Origin of the sequence: Tahibacter harae, assembly GCF_024437735.1 — a bacterium.
Taxonomy (GTDB): Bacteria; Pseudomonadota; Gammaproteobacteria; order Xanthomonadales; family Rhodanobacteraceae; genus Tahibacter; species Tahibacter harae.
Window position 1 is genome coordinate 21,874 of the sequence record NZ_JANFQO010000025.1, and the last position, 19,225, is coordinate 41,098.

The 19,225-nt window shown below is 68.0% G+C and carries 19 protein-coding genes; 2 read left to right on the forward strand and 17 right to left on the reverse strand.

Annotated features, from left to right (window positions below):
- Nucleotides 1-20: 20 nt before the first annotated feature.
- Genes NM961_RS20570 through NM961_RS20595 form a run of 6 tightly spaced genes read right to left on the reverse strand, consistent with a single transcriptional unit; the run spans nucleotide 21 to nucleotide 5,309 of the window.
- Nucleotides 21-482 (reverse strand): DUF3293 domain-containing protein, encoded by a 462-nt coding sequence (locus NM961_RS20570; protein ID WP_255916304.1) that lies wholly within the window; start codon nucleotides 480-482, stop codon nucleotides 21-23.
- Nucleotides 479-1,900 carry an FAD-dependent oxidoreductase gene (locus tag NM961_RS20575; RefSeq protein ID WP_255916305.1) on the reverse strand — a complete coding sequence of 474 codons (1,422 nt, stop codon included), beginning with the start codon at nucleotides 1,898-1,900 and terminating at the stop codon, nucleotides 479-481. Before NM961_RS20575 ends, NM961_RS20570 begins: the two co-directional genes overlap by 4 nt.
- Before the next feature lie 3 nt (nucleotides 1,901-1,903).
- Entirely contained in the window at nucleotides 1,904-3,184 is a 1,281-nt protein-coding gene (gene kynU, locus NM961_RS20580) for a kynureninase (protein WP_439334234.1), read from the reverse strand.
- A 19-nt stretch (nucleotides 3,185-3,203) separates the two neighbouring features.
- Nucleotides 3,204-3,722 carry a hypothetical protein gene (locus NM961_RS20585; RefSeq protein WP_255916307.1) on the reverse strand — a complete coding sequence of 173 codons (519 nt, stop codon included), beginning with the start codon at nucleotides 3,720-3,722 and terminating at the stop codon, nucleotides 3,204-3,206.
- Between the two features lie 14 nt (nucleotides 3,723-3,736).
- A complete protein-coding gene (locus NM961_RS20590; protein WP_255916308.1) occupies nucleotides 3,737-4,744 on the reverse strand; it encodes an amidohydrolase family protein in 1,008 nt (335 codons plus the stop codon).
- Between the two features lie 43 nt (nucleotides 4,745-4,787).
- The gene (locus NM961_RS20595; RefSeq protein ID WP_255916309.1) at nucleotides 4,788-5,309 is read right to left on the reverse strand and encodes a 3-hydroxyanthranilate 3,4-dioxygenase; all 522 of its coding nucleotides are present in this window, start codon (nucleotides 5,307-5,309) and stop codon (nucleotides 4,788-4,790) included.
- A 168-nt stretch (nucleotides 5,310-5,477) separates the two neighbouring features.
- Here NM961_RS20595 and NM961_RS20600 point away from each other — a divergent pair, with 168 nt between their 5' ends.
- Complete coding sequence (locus NM961_RS20600; protein ID WP_255916310.1) at nucleotides 5,478-6,170, forward strand: hypothetical protein; 693 nt, start codon at nucleotides 5,478-5,480, stop codon at nucleotides 6,168-6,170.
- 405 nt (nucleotides 6,171-6,575) lie between these two features.
- Nucleotides 6,576-9,482 carry a WD40/YVTN/BNR-like repeat-containing protein gene (locus NM961_RS20605; protein WP_255916311.1) on the forward strand — a complete coding sequence of 969 codons (2,907 nt, stop codon included), beginning with the start codon at nucleotides 6,576-6,578 and terminating at the stop codon, nucleotides 9,480-9,482.
- Between the two features lie 61 nt (nucleotides 9,483-9,543).
- On the opposite strand, the gene NM961_RS20610 is transcribed toward NM961_RS20605, so the two are convergent.
- From NM961_RS20610 to asnS, 11 genes are all read right to left on the reverse strand, one after another.
- On the reverse strand, nucleotides 9,544-9,966 hold the full coding sequence (locus tag NM961_RS20610; RefSeq protein WP_255916312.1) for a VOC family protein: 423 nt from the start codon (nucleotides 9,964-9,966) through the stop codon (nucleotides 9,544-9,546).
- Nucleotides 9,967-10,018: 52 nt separating this feature from the next.
- The gene (locus NM961_RS20615; RefSeq protein ID WP_255916313.1) at nucleotides 10,019-10,459 is read right to left on the reverse strand and encodes a RidA family protein; all 441 of its coding nucleotides are present in this window, start codon (nucleotides 10,457-10,459) and stop codon (nucleotides 10,019-10,021) included.
- Complete coding sequence (locus tag NM961_RS20620; RefSeq protein ID WP_255916314.1) at nucleotides 10,456-11,799, reverse strand: hypothetical protein; 1,344 nt, start codon at nucleotides 11,797-11,799, stop codon at nucleotides 10,456-10,458. Before NM961_RS20620 ends, NM961_RS20615 begins: the two co-directional genes overlap by 4 nt.
- 103 nt (nucleotides 11,800-11,902) lie before the next feature.
- Nucleotides 11,903-12,556, reverse strand: a complete 654-nt coding sequence (gene can / locus NM961_RS20625) for a carbonate dehydratase (RefSeq protein WP_255916315.1) — start codon at nucleotides 12,554-12,556, stop codon at nucleotides 11,903-11,905.
- 75 nt (nucleotides 12,557-12,631) lie between these two features.
- The gene (locus NM961_RS20630) at nucleotides 12,632-14,086 is read right to left on the reverse strand and encodes an aldehyde dehydrogenase (protein WP_255916316.1); all 1,455 of its coding nucleotides are present in this window, start codon (nucleotides 14,084-14,086) and stop codon (nucleotides 12,632-12,634) included.
- Between the two features lie 40 nt (nucleotides 14,087-14,126).
- Nucleotides 14,127-14,771: a hypothetical protein gene (locus tag NM961_RS20635; RefSeq protein ID WP_255916317.1), complete on the reverse strand. Its 645-nt coding sequence runs from the start codon at nucleotides 14,769-14,771 to the stop codon at nucleotides 14,127-14,129.
- 1,271 nt (nucleotides 14,772-16,042) lie between these two features.
- The gene (locus NM961_RS20640) at nucleotides 16,043-16,831 is read right to left on the reverse strand and encodes an SDR family oxidoreductase (protein ID WP_255916318.1); all 789 of its coding nucleotides are present in this window, start codon (nucleotides 16,829-16,831) and stop codon (nucleotides 16,043-16,045) included.
- 124 nt (nucleotides 16,832-16,955) lie between these two features.
- Complete coding sequence (locus NM961_RS20645; RefSeq protein WP_255916319.1) at nucleotides 16,956-17,306, reverse strand: hypothetical protein; 351 nt, start codon at nucleotides 17,304-17,306, stop codon at nucleotides 16,956-16,958.
- Nucleotides 17,303-17,608 carry a hypothetical protein gene (locus tag NM961_RS20650; protein ID WP_255916320.1) on the reverse strand — a complete coding sequence of 102 codons (306 nt, stop codon included), beginning with the start codon at nucleotides 17,606-17,608 and terminating at the stop codon, nucleotides 17,303-17,305. Before NM961_RS20650 ends, NM961_RS20645 begins: the two co-directional genes overlap by 4 nt.
- A 1-nt stretch (nucleotide 17,609) precedes the next feature.
- Entirely contained in the window at nucleotides 17,610-17,768 is a 159-nt protein-coding gene (locus NM961_RS20655; RefSeq protein WP_255916321.1) for a hypothetical protein, read from the reverse strand.
- A gap of 19 nt (nucleotides 17,769-17,787) precedes the next feature.
- Entirely contained in the window at nucleotides 17,788-19,188 is a 1,401-nt protein-coding gene (gene asnS / locus NM961_RS20660) for an asparagine--tRNA ligase (protein ID WP_255916322.1), read from the reverse strand.
- Nucleotides 19,189-19,225 lie beyond the last annotated feature (37 nt).

A 19,225-nucleotide genomic window follows, 5' to 3' on the forward strand; every position in this document is an offset into this window, starting at 1 on the left:
GAATCCCCAATCCCGGCTCTTCAACCCGCCAGTTCGATGAACTCCGCATGCTCGGCGCCCCAGCCGTCGCCGTACAGGCGCAGCCGTACCGGCCCGCTTGCCCCGGCGGTGACGACGGCGTTCTGGCCGTGTTCGTCGGCGAGGCGGTCCAGCGCGGGCAGGTCCAGGCCGGCGACCAGCAGCGAAGGCTCGCGCCAGGGCTGGCCGGGTACGCGGCCGGCGCCGGGCAGGCAGCGCGCGCCGGCGGCCTGTACCTGTTCGACCAGGCGGCGCTGGGCGCGGCGGTTGTCCGCGGCGTCGCGCAGCTGGGAATACGGGTTGTAGGCGGTGATGAAGGCGCAGCCGGCGGCGTCGCCCAGCCACGCGCGCAGCGCCGGCGGCAGCGGCTGGGCGATGCGCAGCACGCTGCGCATCGGCGTGGCCGGCAGGCGCACTTCGTACTGGCTGACCAGGTACAGCTGCAGCAGCGTGGGCCGGCTCATGCGGCCGGCAGCGGCGGCAGGCACGCGAGCACGGCGGCGTCGGCGGCGGCGAGGTCGATCTGCGCCAGCGACGCCTTGCCGCGCACCAGCTCGCGCAGCAGTGCGGTCTGTTGTGCGCCGCGCTCGCGCGCGAATGCATACGGCAGGCGGGTGAAGGTGACCAGGGCGTAGCGCGGCTGGTAGCGGTCCGGATGGCGCGCGGCGAGCGTGCGTTCCAGTTCGCGCATCAGCAGGTAGTCCGGATCGTCCACGCGGTCGCGCATCTCGATGTAGTTGTCCAGCGCCATCGCCGCGATCGCATCGCTGTTGGGCTTGCGCCGGCGCTGGAATTCGGCGAACACGCCGGCTGGGTCGCGGCTGTCGGCGGCGAGCAGGCCGGCCAGTTCCACCGCGTCTTCGAACCCGCAGTTCATGCCCTGGCCGTGGAAGGGCACGATGGCGTGCGCCGCATCGCCCAGCAGCAGGGCCTGGCCGTCGACATGCCAGCGTTCGAGGTACAGCGTGGCCAGCAGGCCGGTGGGATTGCGCATGAAGTCGTCGAGATATTCCGGCATCAGCGGCACGGCATCGGCGAAGTCGCGGCGGAAGAATGTTTCCACGGCTTCGCGCGAAGTCAGCGCGTCGAAGCCGGGCACGCCGTTCTTCGCTTCGCCGGGCAGGAACAGGGTGACGGTGAAGCTGCCTTCCGCATTGGGCAGGGCGATGCACATGTAGCTGCCGCGGGGCCAGATATGCAGTGCATGCGGTTCCATCGCGAACAGCTCGCCGCGGGCGCGGGCTTCGCGCAGGGCCGGCGTCAGCGCCGCCTCGGGCAGTTGCGGCAGCGGCGGAATCTCCAACTCCTTGTAGCCGTGGCCCAGCGGTTCCAGCCGCTCGCCGAGATCGGCCAGCCTGGCCATGGCCTGGCGCAGGGCCGAGCCCGCGCCGTCGGCGCCGAGCAGCAGCCCGGCGTCGTGCGTGCGGCTGACGTTGTCCGCTTCGCTGCGCAGATGCAGGCGGCGGGCGTCCCAGTCCACCGTATCCAGGCGCTGGTCGAAATGGATGCGCGCGCCAGCCTGTTCCGCCGCGTCGAGCAGGACGCAGTTGAGCTGGCCGCGGCTGACCGACCAGATCACTTCCGAATCGTCGCGGCCGTAGCGCTGCAGGTTGGTATTGCCGGCGGCGTCGTGCACCAGGCGTCCGCGCATCATCACCGCGATCGGCGCGATGACGTCGCTCAGCCCCGCCACGCGCAGGCCGTGCCAGCCGCGTTCGGCCAGGGCCAGATTGATCGAGCGCCCGCCGATGAAGCCGTGGAGGCGCGGATCCGGCCGGCGCTCGAACACGTTCACGCGGAAGCCGCGCTGGGCCAGCAAGGTGGCAAGCAGGGCGCCGACCAGGCCGGCGCCGACCAGGGTGATTTCGCGCTGTGCGCTCATGCTTCAGTTCCGTCCGGCGTGCCAGTGCTTGACCGTATCGACGAAGCGCCAGGCATCCTCGAAGCGGTTGTACAGCGCCGTCGGCGCCACGCGGATCACGTCCGGTTCGCGCCAGTCGCCGACCACGCCGCGGCTGCCCAGGTATTCGTACAGCGCACGGCCGCTGTCCCGCGGCCCCTTCACGCGCAGGCTGAGCTGGCAGCCGCGGCGCTGCGGTTCGGTCGGCGTGAGCACATCCAGCACCTGCGGCACTTCATGGGCGATCAGCTGGGCCAGGTAGCCGGTCAGGCGCAGCGATTTCGCGCGCAGCCGGTCGATGCCGGCGCGGGCGAAGATTTGCAGCGACACGCGCAGCGGCGCCAGCGCGAGTATGGGCGGATTGGACAGCTGCCAGCCGTCGGCGCCGGGCGTGGGCACGAAGTCCGGCCCCATCTGGAAGCGCGTGGACTGGTCATGGCCCCACCAGCCGGCCAGGCGCGGCCGTTCGCTGTGCGCGTGGCGTGCGTGCACGAAGCAGCCGGCGACCGCGCCGGGGCCGGAGTTGCAGTACTTGTAATGGCACCACACGGCGAAATCGCAGCCGCTGTCGTGCAGGTTCACCGGCACGTTGCCGACGGCGTGGGCCAGGTCGAAGCCGACGATGCAGCCCTTGGCGTGCGCGAGCGCGGTGATGGTCTTCAGATCGAACACCTGCCCCGTGAGGTATTGCACGCCGGGCAGCACGACCACGGCGATGCGCTCGCCGTGCTGTTCCAGCACGCGGGCGACGGCGTCCAGCGAGATGGTGCCCTCGGCTTCGTCGCCTTCGAGTTCGATCAGTGCCGTGGCCGGGTCGTAGCCGTGCAGGCGCACCTGCGACTGCAGGGCGTACTGGTCGGAGGGAAACGCGCGCTTTTCCAGCAGGATGGCATGGCGTTCCGGCGTGGGGCGGTAGAAGCTCACCAGCATCAGGTGCAGGTTGGCGGTCAGCGAATTCATCGCCACCACTTCGGCCGGTTCGGCGCCGACCAGCGCGGCCAGGTGCTCGCGCACGAAGGAGTGGTACGGCATCCACGGATGGCGGCCGCGGAAATGCGCCTCCACGGCGTGGGTGCTCCAGTCGTCCAGTTCGTCCAGCACGGCCTGGCGCGTCGCGCGCGGCAGCAGGCCCAGGGAATTGCCGCAGAGATAGACCTGCTCGTCCGTACCGTGCGGCGGAATGCAGAACTCGCTGCGGAAACCCGCCAGTTCATCAGCCGCGTCCTGCGCGCGCGCCCACTCCAGCCCGGGCTGGAATTCCTGCATGGAACTCATCGTGTCCTCGTCACTTCTGCAGGGTGGCGGCGATCTGGTCGCAGCCCTTGTCGAACGCGGCGGTCCAGGCGGCGCTGGTGCCCTTGAGCAGCGGATGCACGCAGCGCAGCTGCACGCCGACGCCGTTGCGGAAGAAATAGGTTTCGCGGTAGCGGTAGCGGGTCTTGCCGTTGAGGCCGGTGTAGCGCAGGTTGGCGCTGTCGGCGCCGGTCTCGCTTTCGTAGCCCGGGGTCTGCTTGGCCTTGTCCAGGCCGGCGTCGACGAAGCTCTGGAAGCCCTGGGCGTCGTCAAGCTTGCGCGTGGTCACGCTGACCCGGCTCGCATCGTCGGTGCCGCTGTCGGCCGGATCTTTCACCTGGAACGCAATCACCTGCGGATTGCCTTCGGTCATCTGCATGATGACCGGCCAGTCGTCCGGCGCGCTGAAGGCGATGGCGCCGTCGTTGAGCTTGAAATCGGCGGCGCCGGCCGCCGTGCCCGCCAGTGCGAGCAGGGCGCCGAGCAGGGCGGGGATGGTCTTGACGGGCATGCGGCCTCCGTAGGTCAGGAAAAACGCGCGGCGGAAAGTCCCAGCCATTGCAGCGCCGTGCCGTGGTACAGGCGCGCGGAGTCGGCGGGATCCAGGTTCAGTGCGGCGATGCCGCTGCCGGGCTGCTGCTCGCCCAGCGGGAAGGGGTAGTCGGTGCCCAGCATCACGCGGTCGGCGCCGGCCACGTCGATGAGGTAGCGCAGCGCCTGCGGATCGTGCACGCAGGAATCGAAGAACAGGCGGTCGAAATATTCGCGCGGGCTGCGCGCGTTGTCGGTGGCGACGAGGTCCGGCCGCATGCGGAAGCCGTGCTCGATGCGGCCTATGGTGTAGGGGAAGGAGCCGCCGCCGTGGGCCAGGCAGACGCGCAGTTCCGGCAGGCGCTCCAGCACGCCGCCGAGGATCAGGCAGCAGGCGGCGCGCGACTGTTCCGCCGGCATGCCGACCAGCCAGGGCAGCCAGTACTTGGGCATGGTCTCGCGGCCCATCATGTCCCAGGGGTGTACCAGGATGGCGGCGCCGAGGTCGGCGGCGGCCTCGAAGAACGGGAACAGTTCCGGCGCATCCAGATTCCAGTTTTCCACATGCGAGCCTATCTGCACGCCGCACAGGCCCAGTTGCTCCACGCAGCGCTGCAGTTCCTGTATCGCCAGGGTGGGCGACTGCAGCGGCACCGTGCCTATGCCGGCGTAGTGGCGCGGGTGGTCGCGGCAGATTTCCGCGGTGTGGTCGTTCAGATGCCGGTGCAGTTCCAGCGCCTGGTTGGCCTTGGCCCAGTAGGAGAACAGCACCGGCACGGTGGAGATCACCTGCACCTGCACGTCGAACTTGGCGTAGTCGGCGACGCGGATCTGCGGGTCCCAGGTGTTCTCCCAGATCTCGCGGAAGAACTTGCCGTCCTTGTAGATGCGGTGGCGGCCGTCGGTGTGGACGATTACCGGGAAGCGGTCGTCGCCGTATTTCTCGGCCAGGTTGGGCCAGTCGCGCGGCAGGATATGGGCGTGGGTGTCGATCTTGAGCATGAGTCTGCGGTCCGGAACGGGAATGCGGCGGATGCGGCCGGCTTCAGCCGTAGCGCGCGGGCGCCGGGTTGAGCAGGCCGCAGCCCTTGCAGGTGCGGGCTTCGGCGGAACCGTAGAAGCGGTCGAACACCGGCGGGAAATCCGTCTCCACGTTGTGCAGGTGGAAGAATTCCTCGTACAGCTTGTTGTTGCAGCGCTCGCAGAACCAGAGCAGGCCGTCGCGCTCGTGCGCCAGGCGCTTGCGCTCCACCACCAGGCCGATGGAGCCGGCCATGCGCTGGGGCGAATGCGGCACCCGCGGCGGCAGGTAGAACACTTCGCCGGCGCGGATGGGGATGTCGCGCGGCTGGCCGTCTTCCTGGATGCGCAGCACCATCTCGCCTTCGAGCTGGTAGAAGAATTCCGGGCCTTCGTCGTAGTGGTAGTCGGTGCGCTGGTTGGGCCCGCCCACCACCATGACGATGAAATCGCCGTCGTAGATGCATTTGTTCGCCACCGGTGGCTTGAGCAGATGGCGGTGCTCCTCGATCCAGCGCTGGAAGTTCAGAGGCGGCGCAAGCGACATGGAGGCTTTCCGTTCACGGGACGCGACAGTGTAGCCGCTGGCGCTATCCGGCGGCGCATCCGGCGGCGGTGCTGGACCGGCTTGCGCCGGCGCACGCATGATGCGGAATCGGGTATCCGGGCGGCGGGATCCGGGGATGTGGCCGGCAGGACAGGGAGCGAGCAAGGGATGAGCAGAATGCGGACGAGGTGGCTGGAGTGGATCGCCGTGCCGGCGCTGCTGGCCGGCTGCGGCCAGGCCCCGGCGGAGCAGCCGGGTTATGCCGCCGACAGCGCCTGGAGCACGTTCTGGGGCGCCTTCTTCGACGAGCTGAGCGGCGAGCCCGGCGCCGAGGCGCTCAAGCCGCTGGCGCGCTTCGAGGAAGAGGCCGGCATCCGTTTCGACTATCCGGCGGTGCTGCGCGGCAGCTACGACGCGCAGCAGCGTGAGTGGCGGCTGTGGCGCGGCGACTTCGAGCTGCAGGTGCAGGTCCGCGACAGCTATGACCCGGCCTTTGCCCGTACCCTGCTGGAACTGCTGCAGGGCACGCTGCACAGCGAGCGCGCGGCTCCGGCCGAGGCGGTGGAAACGGCCCAGACCGTGCAGTGGTGCGGGCGCGAGGTCACGGCCCTGCGCATGGGCATGACCTTCTTCGGCGACAGCCACGAATACCTGGCCTTCGACCTGCCCCTGGCGGATGGCAGCTCGCGCCTGCTGCTGTTCGACTACCTCAAGCAAGGCGGCAAGCGCCCGCGTACTGCCGAGGCCGTATTGACGGCGGTCAGCACCAGCCTGACCTGCACTGCGCCGCAGCAAAATCGTCCTGAGGGGGCCGCCGGACAGGAAAAGTACGCAAAGGAATATTCAAACGTCAAAGAGTGACTTGCATCACAGCAACGAATTTGTATTAATTCGTGTCGGCACCTTCACGCAACAACATTGAGTCTTACGGCGGCAGTTCTTACTGCCGCTTTTTTTTGCGCGAAATCCGGCCAGCCGGGCGCGCGGCCCGGCCGCGCCGAGGGGATGCGCGTTCAGCTGGGGCGTCGCGAACGGTTCTGCCCGGCCCGCCCGTCGCTGCGGTTGCGCTCCGCCTGCGGCCACTGCTTCGCGCCGCCCGGGCCGACCAACAGCAATGTTGCGAGGATTGCGCGCAGGCGACCGGCCGCAGCCGTCCCTCCCGGCCTGGGAGAATCGTCGCTGCTGCAACACCGATGGCATGAATGCAAGCAGCCTGGACTGTCGTCCGGGTGCACAATCGGCATGCAGGGATCACAGGGGGAAATCATGATGTTCAGCGAATCGGAACGGCGGTACCGTCGCCGCCGGCCGGCCGCGGCGGCCTTCCTGCTCGGCGGTGCGGCGCTGGCGCTGCTTGCCGGCGCCGGCGCTGCCCGGGCAGCCGGCAATGCGTGGACCCGGCTGGACGTGCCCTATGGCGTGGACCGGGTCACCGTCTCGCCGGCCGATCCCAACCGCATCATGGTGCGTGGCGGCGTGTTCCTGCTGCGCAGCAGCGACGGCGGCGCCAGCTGGAGCCGCGCTTCGCAGGGCTTGCCGCCGGACACTTTCCCGCAGGATATCGCCGCCGACCCGGCCAACCCCGACCGCTGGATTACCGCCGTCGCCAACCGCCTGTGGGAAACCCGCGACAACGGCGCGAGCTGGCAGCTGCTGGCCGAGCCGCCCATCGTCGCCACCTACAAGCTGATCCGCGATCTGGACTGGTGCGGCAGTTCCATCTACGTCGGCACCACCGGCGGCCTGTTCCGTTCGACCAACAACGGCGCCAGCTTCGCGCCGGCCAACAGCGGCGTAGCCGCCAACGAGCCCTATGTCGCGGCAGTCGGCTGCCGTCCTGACACGCCGGGCCTGGTGTTCGCGCTGTACAACCAGTCGACCAATCTTTCCGCCGCCCCAGGCACGCTCTACCGCTCCGGCGACGGCGGCGCCTCGTGGACGCCCAGCGTCACCGGCCTTGCCTCGGTGATGGCATCCGGCTCTTCGGTGCGGGCGATCGCCTTCGGCCCCGGCGGCCGCATGGCGGCCTATCTCCAGGCCACGCCGCGGCGCCTGCTGGTGAGCCAGGACAACGGCCTCACCTTCGCCAGCGGCACCACCGTACCCAGCACCATACAGGGCGGCAGCGGCCAGCTGTCCTGGACCAGCGAAGCCACCCCGCGCCTGATCGCCAGCGGCCTGGGCCTGAACACCACGACCGACGGCGTGACCTGGACCAGCGCCAACGCCGGCCTGTTGCTGGATACGCCCAACCTTCCGCTGGGTGCCGACGGCATCCAGGTCGCCGGCAACGGCGCGATCTGGGTGGCCAACAGCCGCGCCGGCATCTTCAAGAGCAGCGACGGCATCGCTGCGCTGGTCGAGCAGCCGCTGTTTTCCGGCGGTGCCCGCGTCAACGAACTGGTCCTGCATCCCACCCAGCCTGGCCAGATGCTGGCGGTGCTGATGCGCCTGGGCGCGTATTCCAGCAGCGCCACCGGCCTGTCGCGCATGCTGGTGCGTTCGCTGGACGGCGGTGCGTCCTGGACGCAGGTCAGCAGCCAGTATCCCTTCGGCACCCAGCAGAGCGCCGAGCTGCGCATAGACCCGGCCGCCGGCAGCGACATCACCAATGCCACGCTGTATGCCTCGGATAATCCGATCAACCCCAGCACCGGCGCGCAGTTCGCCCGCAGCACCGACGGCGGCGCCACCTGGACCCGAGCCGATACCGGCATCGTCGCCACTCAGGGCATCACCAACACACGCCATCTGCTGCTTGATCCCAGTTCCGCCTCGGCCGCGACGCGCACGCTATGGCTGGCCCTGGACGGACGCTTCACCGACAACTGCGCCAGCGGCACGCCCGGTGTGGTGCTGAGCGCAGCGCGCCTGTGGAAGAGCAGCAACGGTGCGGATAGCTGGTCTTCTGCCGATGGCCTGCCGCAGCCGACCTGCGTGCCCGGGCGCAGCTACCGCGGTCCGGCGCCGCGCCCGGTCGTACTGGCCCGCGCCAGCAATGGCACTCTCTACGCCGGCACGGTGCTGGAGGTGTCCTACATCAACAGCAACGATCCGGTACCCGGCATCGCCAACGGCGTTTTCCGCTCCACCAACGGCGGCACGGTGTGGACCCATGCCAGCAACGGCCTGCCGCATCGCACACCGGGCGACGGCGCCACCTCGCACCGCGACGTCACTGCGATCGCCGTGATGCCGGGCAACGACCAGATCGTTTTCGCCGCGGTCAGTGCCATCATCGGAACACCGGGCCAGCCCGGCGCGCTGTACCGCAGCAACGACGGCGGCAACAGCTGGACCGCGGTCAGTACGGCGCTGCAGGGCGAACCGCGCGATCTGCTGATCGATCCGACCAATACCGCGCGCCTGTATTACCAGGACTATTTCTACCGCCGCGTCTACGCCAGCGAGGACGGCGGCGCGACCTGGGGCTCGCTCTCCGCCGGGCTTTACGCCGGCTCGAACGCGACCCTGACCCTGGACACGCTGGCGCCGCAGCCGCGCCTGCTGCTGGGCGGCATTACCGGCCTGTTCACTGTGACCCGCGCCGCCGACAACGACCTCGACGGCGTGCCCAGCGCGATGGAAGCCGCGGCGCCCAACGGCGGCGACGGCAATTTCGATGCGGTTGCCGACAGCCAGCAGGCACACGTTGCCTCGGTCGCGCCCCTGGCTGCGCCCGCGGCAGCGGCGCAAGGCGGGCAGGGAGCCGAAGCCGGCCGGCTCGCCGCGCCGCCGGATGCGCAAGCGCTGCGCGGCGCCGACGGCGGCTATCTCACCGTCGTGGTGACGCCGCTGTCCGGTACCTGCGCCGTACTGGAAGACGTCGCGCGCAAGTCAGCCCAGGAACTGGCCGCGGACCGCGGCGCGGTGCGCTCCGACGCCATCGCCTTCGGCCTGCCCGACTGCACCCGTGCACGCATCACCGTGCGGGGCCCCGCGCTGGCGCCGGATGCCGGCCGCGGCGACGTGGTACGCATCTACGGCCCCACCGACAGCGCCATCGCCGACAGCGCCGTCTGGGGCAGCGCCGAAGACGCACAACTGCACGCGGACGGCTACAGCTTCAGCGTCGAGGACGGCGCCGTCGGCGACGCCGACACTACGGCGCAGCGGCTGCGCTTCGTGGCCAGGCTGGGATCGGACCGGATCTTCGCAAGCGGATTCCAGTAGCCGCGCGCGTGTCGCGGTACGGTTTTCGCCGATTTGCAGACCATCCCGCTCGCCGCAGGACTCAGCCGCCGCTGCGCATCCGGCTATGCGCAGCGGACGGCTGCAGCAGATCCCATTGGTTGCCGTACAGATCCTGGAACACCGCCACGGTGCCATAGGGCTGCTCCACCGGCTCGCGCACGAACACCACGCCGCGTGCGCGATAGGCCGTGTAGTCGCGCCAGAAATCATCCGTATACAGAAACAGGAACACCCGTCCGCCCGTCTGCGCGCCGATGCGCGATTCCTGCTCCGGCGTGGACGCCCGCGCCAGCAGCAACTGGCTCTCCGCCGCACCCGGCGGCGAAACGACCACCCAGCGCTTGCCCTGCTCGGGCACCGGACTGTCCTCGACCAGGCGGAAACCCAGCGTGCCGACGAAGAAGGCGATAGCTTCGTCGTAGTCGCGTACGACCAGGGATACCAGGCCGAGGGATTGGTTCATCGGGTGCTCCGTTTGTTGCTGCCGCAGGCGGGAATGCGCGCCGCCTGGCTGTTTACGTCCGTTGCGTTGCCGCGTCCTGCCCCAGCACCGCCACACACTTCAACTCGATCGCAATCGGCGTAGGCAGCGCGGTGATGCCCAGCGTGGTGCGGCAAGGCTGGGCGGTGGTGAAGTGTTCGGCGTAGAGGCGGTTGTAGGCGGGGAAGTCGCGCGCCATGTTGGTGAGGTAGACGGTGACGTCGACCAGGTCTTCCCAGCGCGCGCCGCTGGCTTCGAGCACGGCACGCACGTTGGCGAAGACCTGGCGGCACTGGGCTTCGATGTCGTAGCCGGTCAGGCGGTTTTGCGCATCGTATACATTGCCGGGTATTTCGTTGCTGCCGGGGCGGCGCGGGCCTACGCCGGAAAGGAACAGCAGGTTGCCGACGCGGCGGGCGTGCGGATAGGCGCCTACGGGCGCGGGGGCGTTGCTGGCGTGTACGGCGTCGCTCACGGTTGGCGTTCCCGGTTGCTTACATTGATGTTCTGGGTGCTGATGACCTGGTTTTCCGCGCTGATGGCGCGCAGGCGGTAGCGGCCGGGGCGCAGGTACAGGTCGGTCTGGATGTCGTCGGTGGTGCGCAGGCGGTTTTCCAGGTCGCTGATCTTTGCATCGGGCAGGCCGATGACGATGCGGTCGGCCGGCACGGCGTCGTCGCCGTCGCCGGCGTAGCGTGCCTCCAGCAGGCAGGGCATGCGCGAGCGGCAGATCTCGCCGTCCACGTTGTACGGCACGCGCGCGCCGCCCAGGCTGAGCCAGCTCTGGCGGCCGCTTTTCTCCCGCGCATACGGCGGCAGGATCACGCTGGCGTCGTACTGGCCTTCGCGCAGGGACCAGGGCTTGCCATCCCGGTCCACGAGGATCGACGGCTGGGTCAGCGGGCCGCGGGCGAGCAGGGCGCGGTAGTAGGGATGATCCTGCACGGCTTCGTCGTGCGGCATCATCATGGTCTGTTCCAGGGTCAGCGGATCGATGTGGGCGATCTTGCGGAAATGCTGCGCCATGCTCGCGCCGCCGAGGTATTTGCCGCTTTCGACGATGTGTGCATAGCCGGCGTTGACCACGACGCGGGCCTGCGGATTGTTCTTGAATACGCGGGTGTAGAGATTGCGTGCCTGTTCGCGCTCGCGCGCATCGCCCACCGCTTCGGAGTCGGCTTCGTAGGCGACCACGGTGAAGCCCAGCTTCAGCGCCGTGCGCACCATCTCCGCATAGACCGGCTCGCGCGTGTAGAAGCCGCTTTCCTCGTTGACGTAGCCGCGCCTGGCCAGGTCCTTGTCGGTTTCGTACAGGGTTTCCGCGGCGAAATGGGTATAGCCCAGTTCGCGCAGGCGCGGCAGCATGGCCACGGTGAAGGAGCGCGTGATCGCCGCATTGTGCGCTTCGTTGAAAAACACCGCGCGCTCATTCGCAGCCAGGCGCGCGACCACATCGGCCGCGGGCTGCAGCGTCCAGGCATCGCCTTCCAGCGGCGAGGGGGCGTCCTGCTTCTCCGGGATCTGCTGGATGGAGAAGGAGCGCTGCGCCTCGTCGTGCAGGCCGAGGTAGGTCTGGTGCCAGCTCAGGTACTGGCCGAAGATCAGGCGGAAAGCCTTGCCCTCGTCCGCCACATAGGCGGCGCGCAGGATCTGGTACTGGGCCAGCAGCCCGCGCACTTTCTCCGCCTGGCGCAGTATGGATTCGGATTTTTCCGCCGCGGCGATCTGCTGTTCCTTCCAGCTGGCCGCCCCTGCGCCGGCGGCAGCCAGCAGCAGGACGGCGGCGGTGGTCAGTACAGGCAGGCGTGTTCGCATGGGTGATTCCCTCCGGTTTGGCGCAGCATAGAACAGCGCCGGCGTGGTGGGTTTTGCAGCGCGTGTGCGTTACGCCGCCTGCGCGCTTGCCGCGGCGGCGGTTTCAGTCGCGCGTGGCCAGCCGCTGCAGCGAGCTTTTGTATACATCGGCCAGGGCGTCGCGGTTGTTGACGGTCATGCCCAGGTCGGTGATGCGGCCGTCGAACAGGCTGTAGATCCAGCCGTGCACGCTGAGCTGCTGGCCGCGCGACCAGGCATCCTCGACGATGGTGGTCTGGCAGACGTTAAACACCTGTTCGATCACGTTGAGTTCGCACAGGCGCGCGTGGCGCAGTGAGTCCAGTTCCAGCGCGTCGAGCATGGCGGCGTGCTTCTGCGCCACGTCGCCGACATGGCGCAGCCAGTTGTCGGCCAGGCCCACGCGCACCCCGGTCAGGCTGGCGTGCACGCCGCTGCAGCCGTAATGGCCTACCACCATGATGTGCTCGACCTTGAGCAGGTCGACGGCGAACTGGATGGTACTGAGGCAGTTGAGGTCGGTATGGACAACGACATTGGCCACGTTGCGATGCACGAACACTTCGCCGGGCTGCATGTCGGTGATCTGGTTGGCGGGCACGCGGCTGTCGGAGCAGCCAATCCAGAGGAATTTCGGCGCCTGCTGGTTGGACAGGCGCTTGAAGAAAGCCGGGTCCTGCGCGCGCATGGCCTCGGCCCAGGCCTTGTTGCGCTTGAGCAGGTCGGACAGGTCGTTCATGGGGCTGCTCCCGAAAAAAAGTGCGCAAGCATAGCCCGGGTGGCGGCCCGGGCAAAAATGATTCCGCCCGCGGCCTCAGCCCAGCGCGATGCAGACGTTCTTGGCCTCGGTGAAGAAGCGCAGCGCCTCCACGCCGCCTTCACGTCCTATGCCGGAGTGCTTGACGCCGCCGAAGGGCGTGCGCAAGTCGCGCAGCATCCAGCAGTTGACCCAGACGATGCCACTCTGCAACTGGGCGGCGACGCGGTGAGCCCGGTTCAGATCCCGCGTCCATACCGTCGCGGCCAGGCCGTATGGCGTGCCGTTAGCGATGCGCAGCGCTTCGGCTTCGTCATCGAAGGCCTGCAGGGTCACGACCGGTCCGAAGATCTCTTCCTGGTTGGTGCGGCAGTCCGGTCCCAGGTTGTCGATCACCGTAGGCGCGATGAACCAGCCGCCGGCGCAGCGTCCGCCAGGATTCACCGCCTCGCCGCCGCAGAGGATCTGGCCGCCTTCGCGCCGGGCCAGGTCTATGCAGGCCATGACTTTGTCGAAATGCGCCTGCGATACCAGGGCGCCCAGGTCGCTGCCCGGCGTCTCCGGATCGCCCACGCGCAGGGCCCTGGCGCGGGCCACGAAGCGGTCGCGGAATTCGGCATAGATGCGCCGTTCGACCAGGATGCGCGAACCGCACAGGCAGATCTGGCCCTGGTTGGCGAAAGCCGAGCGCACCAGCGTATCCAGCTGCGCCTCGCTGCCTTCCCAGTCGGCGAAGATCAGGCTGGCGTTCTTGCCGCCCAGCTCCAGCGATGCCTTCTTGAACTGCGCCGCGGCGCTCTGCGCGATCTGCGCGCCGACGCGGGTGGATCCGGTGAAGGAAATGGCCTTGACTGCGGTCGAATCGACCAGGGATTGGCCGGTGTGCTGGCCGCTGCCCTGGAGAATGTTGAGCACGCCGGGCGGAAAGCCGGCGTCGATGCTGGCCTGGGCCAGCATGTGCGCGGTCAGCGGCGTCACTTCCGATGGCTTGGCCAGCACCGTATTGCCCGCGGCCAGGGCCGGCGCAATCTTCCAGGTGAACAGGTACAGCGGCAGGTTCCACGGGCTGATGCAGGCGACCACGCCCAGCGGCTGGCGCAAGGTGTAGTTGAGTGCGCGATCTTCCATCGCATGCGCCTCGCTCGCCCACTGCGTGATTGCCGCCGCGAAGAAGCGCAGGTTGCTGACCGCGCGCGGGATGTCGACATTGCGCGCCAGCTGCAGCGGCTTGCCGCTGTCGCGCGACTCGGCCAGGGCGAACTCTTCCAGATGCTGTTCTATGCGCTCGGCCAGCCGCTCCAGCAGCCGTGCCCGCTCCGCCGCCGGCGTCTGCGACCAGGCCGGAAACGCCCGCTGCGCTGCGGCTGCAGCCAGGGCCACGTCGGCGGCGTCCGAATCCGGGCAGCGCGTATATACCTCGCCCGTGGCTGGCTCGATTACGTCCAGATAACGGCCGTTGACCGGCGCCTGCAGGCGGCCGTCGATGAGATTGCTCAGCGGTTGATTGTTCATCCCGCTACTTTAAGCCAAGCCGTGGCGGCCGGGATCGTGTTCAGGCCTCCGGCGGCGGCGAAGGCGGCTGCGCGCGCAGCGCCTCGCGCCGCGCGCGCGCCCGGGCATGTGCCCGCGCCAGCGCATAGGCACGCTGCAATTCGCGCGGATCCGTACGCGCCAGCTCGCCGCTCACCGCCCACCACAGCAGCATGGCATTGCAGAACACCCAGCCCGCTGCGGTGAGCAACAGCAGGACCGCATAAGCCAGCCCGTCGTTCTCCCAGTCGCCGATCGGCGCCGGCGCCGGCAGCAGCCAGAACCACAGCGCGAGCAGCAGCGACTGCGCCAGCAACAATACTGCTGCCGCCCGTCCCAACCCGCTGCGATCCACTGCCGTCCCGGAAACTGCGCGCACCCCCCACACCGCCGCAGCGCCGAGCGCCAGCGCGATCGCGAACGGCAGCATTCCGGCGACCCAGGACGCCAACCCCGCCGGCCCCAGACTCAGCCACTCCTGCAGACTTTCCGCCAGGCTGAAACACGCCGCCGCGTGCCGGAATGCCTGCAGCACGCGCCGCGCGTCCAGGCCGATCAGCAGCGCCTGCATCAGCACGATCGCCGACAACACACCGATCTGTACACTACGCGCTCGCACGCCGCAGACCTCATCCGCTGCCACACCACGCAACCACAGTGTGCGCACCGCCGCGCGCCGCGGTTGCCTTGCCTGTTGCAATAGTCCGTATTTGAGGTGTTGGCAATTGCGCGATGCGGGCTCAGGGGCGGATTGGTGGTTTTTCCTGGGTAAAGCGTTCAGGTGGGAATGGGGAAGGGTTCAGGTTGGGGCGGCGAGGAACGGGTCTTGAGCGGGCGAGCGGATTGGTATTTGGTTGTGCAAGGCAGGCGTGTGGCTGCTGTTGTCGATTGGATGGCGGCCGGATCTTTGTTGCGAAAACAAATGGAATTTCAACGATGGCGGGGCGTGCTGACTGCTTCTCGGCGGGTTTCGCGGAAGCGGGGGCATATCTTGCGTGACGGCGAAAATCCTGCGCTGTCGCGATTGCGGCGCCGCCCCCTCACCCAACCCTCTCCCCCAAGCGCGTAAACGCGCTTGGGGGAGAGGGTTTTTTGCGCCTGGATTTATAGAGTTTGGTGCGTTCGGGATTTTCGGGCAGGCAGGTCGGTGGGTATCGCTGTTGTCCGAGCGATCACCCGAAATGCCGTTTGCGATCTTGCTTCTGCCCGAATTTCGACAGCAGCCTCGCGCTGCCGTAGTCATGGCTTCAGCCGCGGTTTTTTGCGCAGCTTTCGTCGATGCTGGTGTTGTTGCCGACACCGACACCGACGCCGACGCCGGTGCTAGCGCTGGCGCTGGCGACGTTGCCGTTACCGCCGGAGCAGAGGAGCCGGTGCTGATGTCTGTGCCGTCGTTTTGCTGTTGCTGTTGCTGTTGCCATTGCCGTTGCTGCTGCTCGTGCTTGTGCTCAGCTCGGCTGTTGCTTCTGCGCACAGGGATGTGCGCCGCTCCACCGGGGCCCCATAAGCCGCGGCGAGGCGGCGCAGGATCAGCCCGCGCGCAGCGCGGGTCGCGCCCAGGGATGGGCGCGAGTCGTGCGCAGAGCCAGGATGGCCCTTCGCACGACCCCGTAGCCGCCTCGCGAAGCCGAAGGGCAGGATGCCCGTAGGCCGCGGCTTCTGGGGTGTGCTTTCTTTGCCTACTTTCTTTTGCACAAGCAAAAGAAAGTAGGTCGGCCGCCGCAGGCGGACGAAACCGCTTTAAAACAAGCATCGCGCCGAAGGCGCACAAAACGCCTTATTTCAACCACTCCACCCTACAAACAAAAAAGCCGAACAAAACAAAATCACAGACGCGCCGCCCGAAAAATCCAGGAGGCCGGCACCCCAGATACGCCCCACAGAAAACGGAAGAACCAACCCGCCACCAACCCGGGCGAACAAAAAACCGCCCCAGCGTCAAATCGACTGCATTCTGCCCCCATCCACCGCCAAACTAACCCCATTCACATATCCCGCCGCGGGCGAAGCCAGAAACGCGATCGCCGCCGCGACTTCTTCCGCCGAAGCAAACCGTCCGACAGGCACGCTCGCCAGCATGGTCTGCTCGATCTCCTGCGCCGTCTTGCCGGTTGCGGCAACGCGGTCGGCAATGATCTGCTCCAGCCGCTGTGTGCGCGTATACCCGGGCAGCACGTTGTTCACGGTGATGCCGAACGGCCCGAGTTCGGCCGACAGCGTCTTGGCCCAGCTCGCCACCGCCCCGCGTATCGTGTTCGACACGCCGAGGTTGCGGATCGGTTCCTTCACGGAGGTCGAGATCACATTGACCACCCGGCCGAAGCCCGCATCGCGCATGCCCGGCAGCACGGCCTGCAGCAATACGTGGTTGGCCAGCAGATGGCGCTGGAATGCGTCGGTGAAGGCGTCGATGGCGGCGCTGCGGGCGGGGCCGCCGGGCGGGCCGCCGGTGTTGTTGATGAGGATATGGATGGGCGCGGCCGAGGCGGTGCCTTCGACCTTGCGCCGCAAGGTGTCGTGCTCGGCCACGTCAGCGGCGATGAAGGCATGGGTCTGGGCGGCGTGGGTGCGCGGCAGGGCCTCGACCACTTCGGCCAGGGTCTCCGCGTTGCGCGCGAGCACGGTGACGTCGGCGCCGAGCAGGGCCAGTTCGTGGGCCGCGGCGCGGCCTATGCCCTGGGAGGCGCCGCAGACCAGGGCGTGCCTGCCGTTGAGTTGCAGCTGCATGCGCGGCTCCTGTTGTTTGTCCGGGGAAATCGGGAAAACGGAAAATGTGGTGCGGGTGATTGTGCGGGATGCTGCGCGGTCCGCCGGCGATCCTTGCCGATGCGGCCGCTGCGCCTGCGTTGCCTCAGCCCAGCCCGCGCGCGATCTTGTGCACCATGCGCGGCAGCAGTTCCTCGTCGCTGTCGCCGCTGGGCTCGTGCATGCTGTCCAGGTCGAAACCCATGACGGCGGCGTCTTCCTCGTCCAGGCCGTCGAATTCGCGGAATTCGGCGTCGAGCAGGGCCATGCGCGCGGCGGTCTCGTCGTCGTAGCGCAGGTATTCGCCGGTGGCGCCGAAGACTTCGGCCAGGCCGCTGTCGTAGACGTCCAGGCGCGACCAGATCAGGGTGTCGCCGAAGCCGGCGCACCACCAGTAGCTGTGCACGCGCTGCGGCGCGTTCTCGTCGATGACGATATCGTCGTTTTCGTCGTTCATAGCAGCACTCCGCTGGCGCGCAATACGAACAATACCGCGGCGACCGCGCCGCCCAGGGCGATGGACCAGGCCGCGACGCTGCCCGGCATGGCCAGGAAGCGCAGGTCGCGGTCGGGCGAGGAACGCCAGGTCCAGCGCAGGAACCAGACGAAGGCGCTGGGCGAGAACGGCGTCGCGCCCATGCGCGGGCGCTCCTGCGGGTGGCGGTCGCGCAATTGGGTCGCCACCAGCGGCCAGCTCATTACGTAGGCGGTGAGGCCGAAGATGGCAATGCCCAGGGCGAGCAGCAGCAGGAATAGCACGTCAGGCAACCTCGTCGTGGACAGGATACGGCGCGATCATGCCCGGCCGCAGCGGCATCCGTGCAAGTGCATGCGACAGCGCGCCGCAGGCCTTCGGCAGGCCGTACGCCGCGGCGGGCACACGGCCTTGCAAGGTTCCGGCGCGGTTCGCGCGATTCATGCGCTGCGCCCCGGCGCCGTCAGAATTCCGCGTGGCCAGGGACGCGCGGATACGGAATCGCGTCGCGGATATTGGCCAGGCCGCAGGTATAGACCACCAGGCGCTCGAAGCCCAGCCCGAAGCCCGCATGCGGCACGGTGCCGTAGCGGCGCAGATCGCGGTACCACTGGTAGTGGACCGGATCTATGCCCATCTTGGCCATGCGCGCGTCGAGCAGGTCCAGGCGTTCCTCGCGCTGCGAGCCGCCGACGATCTCGCCGATGCCCGGCGCGAGGATATCCATGGCCGCGACGGTCTTGCCGTCGTCGTTGAGGCGCATGTAGAAGGCCTTGATGTGCTCCGGGTAGTTCATCACCACGGCCGGGCGGCCGACGTGCTGTTCGACCAGGTAGCGCTCGTGCTCGGTCTGCAGGTCCATGCCCCATTCGACGGGAAATTCGAAGGACTTGCCCGAGTTCTGCAGGATCTTCACCGCCTCGCTGTAGTCGATGCGGGCGAACGGCGCATTGATGAAGCTTTCCAGGCGCGTGATCGCGGTCTTTTCCACGCGCTCGGCGAAGAAGGCCATGTCGTCGCCGCGCTCTTCCAGCACGGCCTTGAACACGTATTTGAGCAGGGCTTCGGCCAGGTCGGCGTCGGCGGCGAGGTCGGCGAAGGCGATCTCGGGCTCAATCATCCAGAATTCGGCCAGGTGGCGCGAGGTCTGCGAGTTCTCGGCGCGGAAGGTCGGGCCGAAGGTGTAGACCTTGCTCAGGGCCAGGCAGTAGGCCTCGACATTGAGCTGGCCGGAAACGGTGAGGAATGCTTCCTTGCCGAAGAAATCCTTGCTGTGGTCGATGGCGCCCTTGTCGGTGCGCGGCAGGTTGGCCAGGTCCAGCGTGGACACGCGGAACATCTGCCCGGCGCCTTCGGCGTCGCTGGTGGTGATGATGGGCGTGTTGATCCAGTAATAGCCGTTCTCATGGAAGAAACGGTGTACGGCCTGGGCCAGGCAGTGGCGCACGCGGGTGATGGCGCCGAAGATGTTGGTGCGCGGGCGCAGGTGGGCGACCTCGCGCAGGAATTCCATGGAATGCGGCTTGGGCTGGATCGGATAGGTTTCCGGATCGTCGACGAAGCCGGTGACCTCGATGGTGCTGGCCTGGATCTCGAAGCTCTGGCCCTTACCCTGGGATTCGACCACGGTGCCTGTAGCGATCACGCCGCAGCCGGCGCTCAGGCGCAGCACTTCGCTGTCGTAGTTGGGCAGGGTATTGGGAGCGACGATCTGGATGGGGTCGAAGCAGGAGCCGTCGCTGAGATTGACGAAGGACAGCCCGGCCTTGGAATCGCGCCGGGTGCGCACCCAGCCGCGCACGGTGACTTCGCTGCCGATCGCGTGCGCGCCGGCCAGAGCGGACTTGATGCTGACTACCGCCATGAACTTCTACTCCACGAAACAGGGCGCAGCCAGGCGC

What these genes read in the sequence shown, in the direction of transcription:
- NM961_RS20570 (WP_255916304.1), bottom strand. Translation starts at nt 482, where the DNA reads ATGAGCCGGCCCACGCTGCTGCAGCTGTACCTGGTCAGCCAGTACGAA.
- NM961_RS20575 (WP_255916305.1), bottom strand. Translation starts at nt 1,900, where the DNA reads ATGAGCGCACAGCGCGAAATCACCCTGGTCGGCGCCGGCCTGGTCGGC.
- kynU (WP_439334234.1), bottom strand. Translation starts at nt 3,184, where the DNA reads ATGCAGGAATTCCAGCCCGGGCTGGAGTGGGCGCGCGCGCAGGACGCG.
- NM961_RS20585 (WP_255916307.1), bottom strand. Translation starts at nt 3,722, where the DNA reads ATGCCCGTCAAGACCATCCCCGCCCTGCTCGGCGCCCTGCTCGCACTG.
- NM961_RS20590 (WP_255916308.1), bottom strand. Translation starts at nt 4,744, where the DNA reads ATGCTCAAGATCGACACCCACGCCCATATCCTGCCGCGCGACTGGCCC.
- NM961_RS20595 (WP_255916309.1), bottom strand. Translation starts at nt 5,309, where the DNA reads ATGTCGCTTGCGCCGCCTCTGAACTTCCAGCGCTGGATCGAGGAGCAC.
- NM961_RS20600 (WP_255916310.1), top strand. Translation starts at nt 5,478, where the DNA reads ATGAGCAGAATGCGGACGAGGTGGCTGGAGTGGATCGCCGTGCCGGCG.
- NM961_RS20605 (WP_255916311.1), top strand. Translation starts at nt 6,576, where the DNA reads ATGATGTTCAGCGAATCGGAACGGCGGTACCGTCGCCGCCGGCCGGCC.
- NM961_RS20610 (WP_255916312.1), bottom strand. Translation starts at nt 9,966, where the DNA reads ATGAACCAATCCCTCGGCCTGGTATCCCTGGTCGTACGCGACTACGAC.
- NM961_RS20620 (WP_255916314.1), bottom strand. Translation starts at nt 11,799, where the DNA reads ATGCGAACACGCCTGCCTGTACTGACCACCGCCGCCGTCCTGCTGCTG.
- can (WP_255916315.1), bottom strand. Translation starts at nt 12,556, where the DNA reads ATGAACGACCTGTCCGACCTGCTCAAGCGCAACAAGGCCTGGGCCGAG.
- NM961_RS20630 (WP_255916316.1), bottom strand. Translation starts at nt 14,086, where the DNA reads ATGAACAATCAACCGCTGAGCAATCTCATCGACGGCCGCCTGCAGGCG.
- NM961_RS20640 (WP_255916318.1), bottom strand. Translation starts at nt 16,831, where the DNA reads ATGCAGCTGCAACTCAACGGCAGGCACGCCCTGGTCTGCGGCGCCTCC.
- NM961_RS20645 (WP_255916319.1), bottom strand. Translation starts at nt 17,306, where the DNA reads ATGAACGACGAAAACGACGATATCGTCATCGACGAGAACGCGCCGCAG.
- NM961_RS20655 (WP_255916321.1), bottom strand. Translation starts at nt 17,768, where the DNA reads ATGAATCGCGCGAACCGCGCCGGAACCTTGCAAGGCCGTGTGCCCGCC.
- asnS (WP_255916322.1), bottom strand. Translation starts at nt 19,188, where the DNA reads ATGGCGGTAGTCAGCATCAAGTCCGCTCTGGCCGGCGCGCACGCGATC.